Origin of the sequence: Aquimarina algiphila (genome assembly GCF_947494415.1) — a bacterium.
Taxonomy (GTDB): Bacteria; Bacteroidota; Bacteroidia; order Flavobacteriales; family Flavobacteriaceae; genus Aquimarina; species Aquimarina algiphila.
Genome location: NZ_CANLVC010000015.1, coordinates 26,913 through 39,937, shown reverse-complemented (window position 1 = coordinate 39,937; position 13,025 = coordinate 26,913). Strand labels below are relative to the sequence as shown.

The 13,025-nt window shown below is 30.4% G+C and carries 11 protein-coding genes; 6 read left to right on the top strand and 5 right to left on the bottom strand.

All coding sequences use genetic code 11. The features are described from left to right. On the top strand, positions 1 to 753 hold a 753-nt coding region (locus PQF96_RS27755; protein ID WP_271770251.1), incomplete at its 5' end, for a gliding motility-associated C-terminal domain-containing protein. 3 nt (positions 754 to 756) lie between these two features. After that, on the top strand, positions 757 to 1,677 hold the full coding sequence (locus PQF96_RS27750) for a PorP/SprF family type IX secretion system membrane protein (protein ID WP_109434844.1): 921 nt from the start codon (positions 757 to 759) through the stop codon (positions 1,675 to 1,677). 372 nt (positions 1,678 to 2,049) lie between these two features. Here PQF96_RS27750 and PQF96_RS27745 read toward each other — a convergent pair whose 3' ends face one another. The 4 genes from PQF96_RS27745 to PQF96_RS27730 form a co-directional block, all read right to left on the bottom strand. After that, positions 2,050 to 2,205 carry a hypothetical protein gene (locus PQF96_RS27745; RefSeq protein WP_160114061.1) on the bottom strand — a complete coding sequence of 52 codons (156 nt, stop codon included), beginning with the start codon at positions 2,203 to 2,205 and terminating at the stop codon, positions 2,050 to 2,052. Positions 2,206 to 2,365: 160 nt separating this feature from the next. Beyond that, the gene (locus PQF96_RS27740) at positions 2,366 to 3,013 is read right to left on the bottom strand and encodes a response regulator transcription factor (protein ID WP_109434845.1); all 648 of its coding nucleotides are present in this window, start codon (positions 3,011 to 3,013) and stop codon (positions 2,366 to 2,368) included. Then, positions 3,003 to 5,153, bottom strand: a complete 2,151-nt coding sequence (locus PQF96_RS27735; protein ID WP_271770249.1) for a tetratricopeptide repeat-containing sensor histidine kinase — start codon at positions 5,151 to 5,153, stop codon at positions 3,003 to 3,005. The genes PQF96_RS27740 and PQF96_RS27735 overlap by 11 nt, the downstream gene beginning before the upstream one ends. A 65-nt stretch (positions 5,154 to 5,218) precedes the next feature. Continuing rightward, entirely contained in the window at positions 5,219 to 6,412 is a 1,194-nt protein-coding gene (locus PQF96_RS27730) for an exo-beta-N-acetylmuramidase NamZ family protein (RefSeq protein WP_244299737.1), read from the bottom strand. Between the two features lie 89 nt (positions 6,413 to 6,501). Between PQF96_RS27730 and PQF96_RS27725 the strand changes: the two genes are divergently transcribed. The 3 genes from PQF96_RS27725 (at position 6,502) to PQF96_RS27715 (ending at position 10,330) form a co-directional block, all read left to right on the top strand. Beyond that, positions 6,502 to 7,743, top strand: coding sequence for an ABC transporter permease (locus PQF96_RS27725; protein WP_271770247.1), 1,242 nt, complete (start codon positions 6,502 to 6,504; stop codon positions 7,741 to 7,743). A 93-nt stretch (positions 7,744 to 7,836) separates the two neighbouring features. Continuing rightward, entirely contained in the window at positions 7,837 to 9,198 is a 1,362-nt protein-coding gene (locus PQF96_RS27720; RefSeq protein ID WP_109434875.1) for a pyridoxal-phosphate dependent enzyme, read from the top strand. A gap of 151 nt (positions 9,199 to 9,349) precedes the next feature. After that, positions 9,350 to 10,330: a helix-turn-helix domain-containing protein gene (locus PQF96_RS27715; protein ID WP_109434849.1), complete on the top strand. Its 981-nt coding sequence runs from the start codon at positions 9,350 to 9,352 to the stop codon at positions 10,328 to 10,330. 359 nt (positions 10,331 to 10,689) lie between these two features. Here the strand turns inward: PQF96_RS27715 and PQF96_RS27710 are convergent, their stop codons facing one another. Beyond that, positions 10,690 to 11,547, bottom strand: a complete 858-nt coding sequence (locus tag PQF96_RS27710) for a peroxiredoxin family protein (protein WP_271770245.1) — start codon at positions 11,545 to 11,547, stop codon at positions 10,690 to 10,692. Positions 11,548 to 11,717: 170 nt separating this feature from the next. On the opposite strand from PQF96_RS27710, the gene PQF96_RS27705 reads away from it, so the two are divergent. Then, the gene (locus PQF96_RS27705) at positions 11,718 to 12,998 is read left to right on the top strand and encodes a DUF2851 family protein (RefSeq protein WP_271770243.1); all 1,281 of its coding nucleotides are present in this window, start codon (positions 11,718 to 11,720) and stop codon (positions 12,996 to 12,998) included. Positions 12,999 to 13,025 lie beyond the last annotated feature (27 nt).

Sequence of the window (13,025 nt, the reverse complement as noted above, 5' to 3'; positions counted from 1 at the left end):
GGAACCGGAATTACAGCCACAGATTTTACTTTAAGTGGTACTACGATTACTATTGCTGATGGTATGACTACAGGTACAGTAACTTTTACTATTGTTGACGATACTGATGTAGAAGGTACAGAAACGGCCACACTAACGATTAGTAATCCATCATCAGGTATTACTCTTGGAGTGACTACGACCCAAAATGTTGTTATAGAAGATAATGACCTTGCAATATGTACTATAGAAGCAGGAGAAGATCAGGAAATCGTTGAAGGACAAGAAATACAATTAAATGCTATGGTTTCAAATCCTGGTACATTGATTTGGTCGCCTTCTGAAGGTTTAAATAATAGCAGCATAGTAAATCCAATAGCAAATCCAACGGAAACTACAACATATACTTTGCTTTTTACTGGTAGTGATGGATGTACTGCAGAGGATATGGTTACTGTATTTGTAACTCCATTAGAAGAGGACGAAACAAGATATGGATTTTCTCCTGATGATGATGGTATCAATGAATATTGGGAGATTGATGGTATCGATAATTACCCCAATAACAAAGTATTGATATATAATAGATGGGGAGATTTAGTTTTTGAAGTTGATGGTTATAATAATACTTCAAGAGTTTTTAGGGGAATTGCAAACCGAAAGAGAAGTTTAGGAGGGGATAAATTACCAGAAGGGACATATTTCTTTGATATAAAAATTGAAGGAGCTCATAATTTGAAAAAAGAAACAGGATTCCTTGTTTTAAAACGTTAATTCATGAAAACAAAATATATAATAATGTTGATAGCTGTAATGCTATCAAAAGGGATTTTATGTCCAATATTTGGACAACAAACTCCGGTTTTTGCAAACTATGACTACAATACTGTGATCATAAATCCAGCACATGCAGGGTTTTATCCAGATGCAGATGTTACAATTACCAACAGAGGATACTTAAATCAAATAGACGGAAGTCCAAGAAATATTGGATTAACATTTAACTCTCCATTAGGTTCAGAAAATGTTGGACTTGGAGCTGGTGTGTATAGTGATCAGGTTGGAGTCACGACTGCAACAAGCCTTTTTGGGGCATATTCTTATAAATTGTTTTTTGATCATAATTATAATCGTGCTAGATGGTGGTCTTATAATCCCAACGTATTATCTTTTGGAATAACAGGAGGAGTAATGATCTATGATGAAAACCTGTTAGAACTAGGTATTCAGAATGATCCAAACTTTGCAAATAACATTAATACGATTATACCCACTTTAGGGATAGGGATACTGTACAATAGAGAACGTATTTATGTGGGGGTTTCAGCACCTAATTTATTGGGAGACTCATTATCCTCAGAAGATAATGTAAATATAGAAAGTCCCTATTATGCTTATGCCGGATATCGTTTTTTTGCAACCCGTTTTGAAGAAGTTATGATAAATCCTAGTGTACTCATTAAGTATGTTTCTGGAGCACCAACTCAGGCAGATTTTAATACTAAGGTTAATTATAAAAACAAAATTGAAGTTGGAGCAGGATATAGAACGAATTCTTCAATGAATTTTCTTGCTGGATTCTATGTTTCTAATCATTTAAGAGTATTATATAATTATAATCAGACGTTAAAAAGTACGCCCATAAATAATACACATGGAATTGTATTAAGTTATCGTTTTGGAAATGGTTTTATGTAGAAATAATAATCAAAACCTTAAAACTGATAAAAGCCATTATACGTCGTGTAATGGCTTTTTTAATTAAAGAATACATCTTTCTTTTACTATACAGGTGAAGGATTTGGAACTTCAAAAATAGGTCTTTTGATTCCGCCACCACCATATACTTTGAATAAGGATTGTTTGTTTAAAACTTATTTTTCTTAATTTTTAAGCTGTTCGATTGTTAAGTTCACCATAACTTTTCATTTTAATTTGTTTTCAAAATCATTTGAGTTTAATATATTCTTTTAACTCACTTTAAAAATACTTAAAAATTAAATGATGTAAACAAATAATAATACAAAAAGACCGCCTGAAAAGGCGGTCTTTTTTACTAAAGGAAGAATCTTATTCTATTTCATCTTCATGATATACTGGAGAAGGACCAGGAAGATCAAAAATTGGTCTCTTTGCACCTCCTTTTCCATATACTTTAGACAATGATTGTTTACTTAGAATTTGTTTTCCCTGCTCTTCGAGCTGTGCGAATGTTAATTTCACCATAATTGTAGATTTAATTAATATAATTTTCTACAATAAATTTAGGCGATATTGACAAGGATAATCACCCTATTTCCAGTGAAACAAAAACCTGATTTCAGTGAAAAACAGCGGGTTACAAGAGTTTTTATCCATTTTGAAATTGTAGGTAAACATGCTGAGATTATCCATTTTTGATGTACTTCATTTTTAATGCATACTTAGTAAGTCCAGCCAGGTTTCTTACATTAAGTTTTGCGATAAGGTTCTTTCTATAACTTTCGATAGTATGCTTACTTAGGAACAGCTTATCAGCAATTTCCTGAGTAGTGTGTTCTTGTGCTATCAGAGTAATAACATCAATTTCTCTTTGAGTAAGTTTAATTTCTTCTTGTCTTTTTTTAGAGAACTTGTTTTCCAGATAGATATCTTTTATTTCTTTTGAGAAATATTTCTCTCCTTTCAGGATTGTTTTTATTGCTTTTAAAAGTTCTTCTTTTTCTGCATTTTTAGGAACATACCCATCTACATCATGCTCAATGAGGTTATCAATCATGTCCGCATTATTATGCATACTAACCACAAGAGTTCTTGTGTTTTTCTTTCTATCTTTTATGATTTTATTGAGAGCAATACCATCTAATTCTGGCATAGAAATATCTGTGATAATGAGGTCAACTCTTTCATCTGGATTGATTTCTAGATATTTTGCTATGTGTTTTCCATCTTTGGCGGTTAGTAAAATATTATACTCATTTTCTGAATTAAGTATACTAAGTAAACCATCTAAAAACATTTTATGGTCGTCTACGATAATTAAATTATATTTCATTTGCAATTGTGGTTAAAGTTGGAATTTCTATATTTATAATGGTACCTCTGTTAATTCTTGAATCAATGTGAAAAGTACCATAAATTTTGTTTAATCTACTTTTTATATTCTCAAAACCTATTCCGTCATTATTGTTATTTGGATTAAAGCCAATCCCGTTATCTTCAAATAGAATACTTAATACATTGTCTACCAGATTTAGTTGTAGCTCTACAGAGGAAGCTTTTGAATGTTTGATTGTATTGGTGATTAACTCTTGAATAATTTTAAAAGCTTCGATTTGTAATATTTCTTCTAAGAAATCAATCTCAATTCTGGGGTATACTACAAAAGAAGTAGTAAGACTACTACTTTTTCCTATATTACTAAAATATTCTTCAAGTACATCACAGAAATTATTTTTACTAAATTTTTTAGGAATTAAATTATGAGAAAGGCTTCTCACTTGCTCATAGGTGTCATCTATTTGATAGTTAATGGTTTTTAAGTAATCTTCTTTATTGCTATTAGTGGGATTGTTAAGTTGTAATTTTATAGCTGCCAGATTTCCTCCAATACTATCATGTAGTTCTTGGGCAATACGTTTTCTTTCTTTATCCTGACCTTCTATTGAGGCTTTAATAAGTTTAAGTTCCTGATCTTTAAGTAATGATGAAATTTTTTGTCCACTAATTTCTTCTTGCTTTTTGTTTAGTTCACTCTGAGTTTGAAGTTTTTGATAGTATGTAACCAATAAACCAATAACAGGTACAAGAAGTATTAAAAAAGAATACAAAATTGTGTTTTTAATACCTTTTTGTCTAATTAATTTAGTTTCCTGAATTTCCTGATCTTTTTTTAACAAAGTAATTTCATTCAGTTTTTTTTCTGAAGCATTTTGAAAGGATAAAATTTTGTTTTCATTTTCTTTTTTTTGCACTTCTTGTTGCAATTTGAGGTTTTTAATGGCCTCATTCTGGTTTTTAAGTTCTAATTTTCGATTATAATTTTCTACTTGTAGTACTTTTATTTCTTTTTCTTTTTGTAACGTTTTATACTTTACTTCGAGTTCATCAATCTCTTTATCGCTTTGGAGCTTATTAATAGAATCCTTGATTTTAAATGCCTTGGTTACAAATTTAAATGCGTTTTTATAATCGTTTTGAGCAATAAAAATATCTTTTAAATTATCATATATTACTTTTTGATCATCAAGATAGCCTAGCTCAATTGCTTCATTTAATGCAGAAGAAAAAGCAATTTCTGCTTCGTCATATTTCTTAAGGTCTTTATACACACTTCCTATATTAAGACGAGCGATTAGTGAAAGGTGTTTGTATTCTTTTTCTTCTGATAATAGGATTGCCTCATTGTATAAGACTGTAGCTTTTTCCATGTCTTTTTGTTCCTGATAATTAAAAGCCAAGTTCATTTTGATAACAGTTATAGCATGGTAATTTTCTTTTTGTTGGCTAAGTTTTAAGGCTTTTTGATAATAGTCGTTAGAAGATTTGTAATCATTAAGTTTTGCATAAATACTTCCGATATTGATGTAACTTCCATATGTGATTGTTGGATCTTCTTTATAGGTTAAACATTCTTTAAATAGTTTTAATGCATTTTTATAATCTCCCATTTCACTTTGTATAAGTGCAAGCCCATGAGTGTGAGTGTAATAAATGTTTTCCTCTTTAAATTTGTGAGAAACATCAATCCCTTTACGATGCCATTTTCTACTTTCCTCTAATAACCCTCGTCTTTTATAGTTGACTGCAAGTAAATTATAGCCTAAACCATAAATTCTGTTTTTTAATGAGTCATTTTTATTTAACCTATTAGTTTTTAAGGCGTTGTTAGTGTAGAATAAAGAGGAGTCAATTAGTTGTCTTGAATTAAAGTAATACCCTAAGAGTAAATTAACACTGGTCTTAGAACGATTGTCAAGTGTTTTTTTTAGTAATTCATGTGCAATGCTATACGCTTCTTTTTCTTTGTTGTTTTTGAGTAGATTATAAGCTTCTTCAATGCGTTTTTTCTCTCTATATTCCGTTTTTAAGCTTTCAGAAGGGCGTGAGAATGTATCTTCTTTTATCTGTGCTTTCAGTACAAGGCAGAATATAAAGAAGTGATATACTATCAGTTTTCGTAAAAATCTCAACATAAACAAATGTATTAATTCCTACATACACTAATACCCCTGAAAAAGGGGGTTTTATCAGTTTTGTATTACAGGTAAATTAGATATTTTTCTCTTTTTATTTTAAATTTTTGAAGATCTTCCATCCAAGTACTTCTAATTTCTTCAGGGCTTAATCCTTCTTCAATCTGTTGCTGTAGCTTTTTTGTACCCGCATGAATGGTGAACGATTTGGTATTGAAAAACTTTTCTTTATCATTAGAATTATTATAAGCATTGATTAACCATCCTAGATGTATAGCACTTAAGGATTCACTTTTTCTTAAATCTTTTCCATAACATACTTCTCCTCGATGTTTGGGATACTTAGCACCAAAATTGGGTTTAGGAATATATGCATAGTCATATTTTTCTATTGCTAAATCAGGAGAACCAAAGATCTGAAATTGAGTTTCAGTGCCACGACCAGCGTTTATAGTTGTGCCTTCAAAAAAACCAAGACTAGGATACAGGTTAATTGCTTTATCATTTGGTAAATTAGGAGAAGGTCTTATTGGTAAACTATATGGAGTTGTATGGGTGTAATTTTTTACCGGGATAACTGTGACTTCACATTTTAGTCCTTTTCCTAACCAATCTTCACCATTTACCATATTTGCATACTCCCCAATAGTTAAACCGTGTACAAGGGGGATAGGGTGGACCCCCAAAAAACTCGAATGTTCTTTTTCTAGAGTAGGCCCATCAATATAATGAGCATTAGGATTTGGACGATCTAATATAAGTACAGGAATCTTATTTTCTGCACATGCTTGCATTACATAATGTAATGTCGAAATATAAGTGTAAAAACGAACTCCAACATCTTGTATATCAAAAACAACAATATCTATATTTGTTAAAGTGGCCGCAGAAGGCTTTTTGTTTTTACCATGTAATGAAATGATAGGAAGTCCCGTCTTAGCATCTTTACCATCGGCTACCAGTTCTCCTGCATCAGCTTTACCTCTAAAACCATGTTCTGGAGCAAAAACCTTTTGAATGTTGATATTATGTGATAACAGTGAATCGACAAGATGTATATAATGTTGATTTGTGATACTATCTTTAAAAATTACTGATGTCTGATTACTTACAATAGCAACCTTTTTATTTTGTAAGAGTGGTAGATACGATTTTATCTGATTTGCTCCTACGAGAGGTGATTTGATTTTTGTAGTATCCCCTATAATACTATCTTTTTTTATTGTGTTTTGTGCATCAGGTAAATCCTGTGAATACATTTTTGTTATACTTCCATAAAAAATAAGAAGGGTGCAAACGAATAAAAATGTATTTTTGAATGCATTTCTAATAAAAACCATAGTTAAGCTTGAATTTCGAGTATTTTATTGCCAAACGCCTTATCAAAGGTAAGGAACATAAAAGTAGCATTTCAACTCCAATCATAAAAATTGCAATATCCGCTATCGCAATAGGTGTGATTATGATGTTGATTACTGTTGCTACTGGTGTGGGTTTACAACGTAAAATAAGAGAAAAAGTTGCCGCTTTTAATGGGCATGTGCTAATTTCAAGTTTTGATAATAACAATAGTGTTGAATCCTTGATTCCAATAACAATAAATCAGAGTTTTTATCCCGAATTTACTGATGTTGATGGTGTAGTTCATATGCAAGGAGTAGCAACCAAAATGGGACTAATACGCACAGAAACAGATTTTGAAGGAGTTGTAGTAAAAGGAGTAGGAAAAGATTATTATTGGGATTACTTTAAAGAATATTTGATAGAAGGAAGATTACCTAATTATGGAGATCAACTTAATGAAGAAATTTTATTGTCTTCACATATTGCAAATCGTTTAGGATTAACTATAGGGGATAAAGCAATTACTTATTTTTTAAAGAAAAATGCTAAGCGTAATTCAAATCCTTATATAAGAGCTTTTCAAATAGTTGGGATATACAATTCTGGATTTCAGGAATTTGATGAAACTTTTCTCTTCGCAGATATTCGACATATTCAGAAAATGAATAAGTGGAAACCAGATGAAATTGGAAATTTTGAGGTATTTATTGATGATTTTGATAGTATAGATCAAAAAGGGCAGGAAATTTATGAAAACATACCTTCTACATTAGATAGTCAAACCATAGCTTTAAAGTATGCTACTATTTTTGAATGGCTAAAATTATTTGACCTTAATATTATAGGTATTATCGGAATTATTATCCTGGTAGCAGGAATTAATATGATTACCGCTTTGTTGGTTTTGATTCTCGAAAAAACTCCTATGATAGGAATATTAAAGGCTTTAGGTTCTAGTGATTGGAGTATAAGAAAAATGTTTTTGTACAATGCCGGATATCTAATTTTAATTGGTTTATTCTGGGGAAACCTTATTGGAGTCGGATTACTATTTCTTCAAAAACATTATGGTATAGTAGGACTTAATCCTGAAACATATTATGTGAGCACAGCTCCAGTCTACATTGATATAAGTTATGTTTTATTACTTAATATTGGAACTATGATGTTGTGTCTATTAATGTTGCTTATTCCTTCTTACATTATATCAAAAATATCGCCGACCAAATCGATACGTTTTCAATAAATAGTTATTCTTACCTAAAAATTGTCAAACGATAATCTAGATTGTATCTTTGCGAAGCAAAATACCCATGTTGGGAGACTTAAAAATATTGGAGTGAAATACGCGAATAATATATTGGAAACCATTGGTGGTACACCTCTGGTTAAGATGAATGCTATGGTAAAGGATGTCGATGCTTTAGTATTAGCAAAGTACGAAACTTTTAACCCAGGAAATTCTGTAAAGGATCGTATGGCTTTACGAATGATTGAAGATGCAGAAGCAGATGGCAGATTAAAACCAGGAGGAACAATTATTGAAGGGACATCTGGAAATACAGGAATGGGATTGGCTCTGGTTGCAATTGTAAAAGGATATAAGCTAATTTGTGTGATGGCAGATAAGCAGTCTAAAGAAAAAATGGATATTCTTAGAGCTGTAGGAGCAAAAGTAATGGTGTGCCCAACTAATGTAGAACCAGACGATCCAAGATCATATTATTCAGTTTCAAAAAGATTAGCAGAAGAAACACCAAATTCATGGTATGTAAATCAATATGATAATCCTTCTAATGCTCTGGCACACTATGAAAGTACAGGACCAGAGATTTGGGAACAAACAGATGGTAAAGTAACACATTTTATAGTAGGAGTAGGTACAGGAGGAACAATATCTGGTGTAGGAAAATATCTAAAAGAAAAAAATCCAAATATTAAGATTTGGGGAATTGATACTTATGGTTCGGTATTTAAAAAATACCATGAAACGGGTGTTTTTGATGAGAATGAGATTTATTCTTATATCACAGAAGGTATTGGAGAAGATATTTTACCTAAAAATGTAGATTTTTCAGTTATAGATGGTTTTACCAAGGTAACAGATAAAGACGCTGCCGTATACACACAAAAACTAGCTAAAGAAGAAGGGATGTTTCTAGGAAATAGCGCAGGAGCTGCTATAAAAGGGTTACTTCAATTAAAAGAAAATTTTACTAAAGATGATGTAGTGGTTATTTTATATCATGATCATGGTAGTAGATATGTGGGTAAGATGTTTAATGATGATTGGATGCGAGAAAGAGGATTTCTTGATGAAGAAGTATCTACCGCAGATGACCTCGTAAAAGATCATATAGAAAAACCATTAATTACTGTTAAAACTGAAGAATTGGTATCACACGCGATCGAGCGTATGCGTAAATTTCAGATTTCTCAAATTCCTGTTGTTGATAGTGAAGGTTTTGTTGGTTCTGTAGATGAAAGTGCTTTGTTTTCTGCATTTCTTGATGATAAAAATATGGATAATACTCCTATTAAGGATGTTATGAAAGATCCGTATCCTATTGTATCTTCAAAAACTTCTCTTGATGAAATTTCTAAGTTGATTAAGAACGGCAATCCTGCAGTTCTGGTTGCTTTAGATAATGGGAAGCATCATATTATTACAAAATATGACGTAATTAGTCATATAAAATAAATCCTTATATTTAAAATATAATTTACCCCCTCTATTAGCGTTATTGGCTGATAAAGGGGTTGTTTTTATATTTTATTTGGATATATATTGCGCAACTTTATTAGGGAATAATGATCTTAATTAAAATAATATAGTTGTAAAATGAGGGAATATGCATAAATATACATTTGACTTTTCTGATATCGATAAATTAAGAAACTATTTTAGGTCTCAATTGGATCCGAATAGTACTACCGATCGGATTTATTTTCCTCCCGAAATAGGAGAAGGATATTTATCATATTATAAAATATCTCCAGAAGTCTTTCTCTTGGTTAATAATTACAGAGCTAATGCAGATATTGAATACATAAGACAACCGATTAATGAAAAGGATATTATACTTCATTTTAGAAAGTATGCATTAGATCATCAATTAGAAAAAAATCAAATTATAAGCACCTATTCTGATAGCTATACACCAGGTAATATGAGATGTATGGATGGTCAGCAGGGAGAACAAGTTTTTATCACAAAGGGAGCAGAAGTAAAATCTACTATGATTGTGTTAAAAAGCTCTTATACCGAGCCATATTTTATGAAAAACAATGATATGGCAGAAAGAGTAGATAGCTATATTAGGTATTCACATCAGCATATTAATAAGTTTTATCTTTCATACAAACAATCAAATCTTTTTGATCAGATTGTAGAACCTGATGTAGATAAGGTCGAAAATTACCTTTATTTTATAGCCAGAGGGATACGTTTGTTAGAAACATTTTGGAAAGATGTATTAAAATGGGAAACAGAAAGCAATCCTTTTAATATTAATAGTGCTCAGGTTGGAAGTATATATAAAGTAAGTAATTATTTAAGAAATAATATTCAAGAACCATTTATTGGCGTTGACCAATTAGCAGCTATGGCACATATGAGTCGTACTAATTTTTTTAATATGTTTAAAGAAATACATAATCAGACACCGTTAGAATTTTTTAATAATAGAAGACTTGAGATTTCATATAATATGATCATTGGTGATGGCCTTTCGATAAGAGAAGTAATGGATACTCTTAATTATTCGAATTCTTCAAAATTTAGAAAAGCTTTTTTTAATAAGTTTGATATATACCCGGATATGAATTCATAAGACATATAAAAGATTGATGCGGTTTAGAAATAGTCTAAAAATAAAGATGGTCGTCAAAAATGACAACCATCAATAACCTAACACAAACTCAACTTAGCTTAGGGTTTTGTAATCTTAATATTTTTTGAATGAATTAATTTTCCCTTTTAATTCCAAACAAAGAAAAGAAATGAAATTGTAGTAGTGTTTTCCATTAATACATAAAATCTTACCAATAGTACATTTCTATATCGAATTAACTTGATTTTAAGAAATTTAACTTGTTAAACTCATTTTATGAAAGGTTTTAAAATATTTTTCTGTGTTTTTATACTCTTTTATATGTGCTTTTTTAGGGAGTCAATTAGATAAATATGATTTTATTTTGAGGTATATGTGTCTATAATTTTTAGGAAAGTTTCAGGCTCTGGGCGTACTCTATAGTTATTTGTGAGATCTGCAAAAATGATTTTCCCTTCACTATTAGTTATTAATACAGTTGGCATCACCGTATCACTGTCATATCCTAAGGTTTGAAAACCCATTGGCAATCCATTTTTTGAAAGAATATTTAACTGTTTAGCAACTTTGTTTTTATGGTCTACTAAAAAATTAAAATTCAAATTAAATTTTTCAGCAATTGATTTTGTGTGACCATGAGATTGTGGACTGATAAATATGATGTTTACGTTTCGTTTTTCAAGTTCTTTATATTGTAAGGCAATTTCTTTGATTTGAGCCATACACAATGGGCACCAGTTGCCGCGGTAGAAAAGAAAAATAGATGGATTACCAATAAATTTTGAGGTATTGATTCTTTTTTTTTCAATATTTTGTAGTTCTAATTCTGGTAAATAACTACCAATCTTAAGCATTGTATTGTTTTTTCTATCTTGAAAAGTTGAATACCATTTTATGTATAAAACCCACCCTAAAAATAAACCAATACTAGGTAATGAACCATGTATATCTTGCTCTATAGCTCCTCCAAATATTAGACTTATTAAAAGGCCTACCGCAATACTTATAGTATGTTTTTTTAGATTCGAATCTGTTCTTGCTACCGGTTTAATAAAAAGAAAAAGAAAAAAGGTAGCAATAGTAGAAGCTAGGATTAATCTTCCTATATATCGATATGATACACTATGATTAATGAGGTGTACAATACTGTCTATAGCATAATAGAGAGCAATTACAGGGAAAATTGATATAAAAACAGATTTAAGGATATTGTTCATTTATATTGGAGTTTGTAATTTGGTCAATGTTCTAATGTAGAGCTTACAAGGTTAAGATAATATTTAGTATTTTCATACACTATTTAGATTCGCTATTACATTTTCTTTATCCTACCCGTGATGTTTAGTAGCAAATTACAATTTGTAATATAAAACAATACGCAATACAGATGAAAGAAGATTTACTCCAATACATTTGGAAGTATAAAAAGTTTGAACTTTCTAATTTAAAAACAACAAAGGAAGAAAGCCTTCTCCTGCAACAAGTTGGATTACATAATACAGATCATTCAGGCCCTGATTTTTTTAATGCCCGACTTATTATAAATGGTCAGAAATGGGCAGGGAATGTAGAAATTCATATCAGATCAAGTGATTGGTATGTGCATAATCATGAAAATGATCCAGCCTATGATAATGTAATTCTTCACGTAGTCTGGGAAGATGATATAGAAATATTTAGAAAAGATAATACGATAATTCCCACACTACAACTTAAGGATTTTGTATCTCATGAAATATTAAATAGATACAAAAAGCTTTTTATAGAAAGTAATAAACACTGGATCGGATGTGAAAAACAACTCCCTTATATTTCTAATTTTGTTTTGTCTAATTGGCAAGAAAGATTGTATTTAGAAAGATTAGAGCAGAAATCAAGTTATATAACAGAACTTTTAAATCAATCAGCTAATGATTGGGAAGCAGTGCTTTTTAAACTTTTGGCAAAAAATTTTGGATTAAAAGTAAACGGAGATGCTTTTTTGAGCTTAGCAAACTCGATAGATTTTTCTACCCTTAGGAAATGTAGTATAGCATGTGAAAAATTAGAAGCCTTGTTTTTTGGTCAAGCAGGTTTTTTAGAACAAGATTATGAAAATGAGTATGCCAAATCTCTTAAAAAAGAATATGTTTTTTTAAAATCTAAATTTCAATTGGATACTCAAGGAATATTACCTTTTCAATTTTTTAGGTTGAGACCATCAAACTTTCCTACTATACGATTAGCTCAATTAGCCATGTTATATTTTAATAATAATCAGCTTTTTAGTTCAATTATTCATATTAATAATATTGAAGACTTCTATACACTGTTTAGTGTTGAGGCAAGTAGTTTTTGGGAAAATCACTATACATTTCAAAAGGAATCAAAAATTAGAAGGAAAAGGATAACAAAATCTTTTGTAGATCTATTATTGATCAATACTATAATTCCAATTAAATTTTTACATGCAAGAAGTATAGGTCGATATCCTGATGATGAGGTTTTTAAATTAATTTCTCAACTCTCTAAAGAAAAAAATAGTATTGTTGATAAATTTGAAGGATTAAAAATTCCTATTGAGAATGCACTACACTCTCAGGCTATGATTCAGTTAAAGAACCAATATTGTGATCAAAAAGCATGTTTAAAGTGTGCAATTGGGAATTATTTATTAAATGGTGATTAGAATTTAGTTTAATATAATTATTTTGCG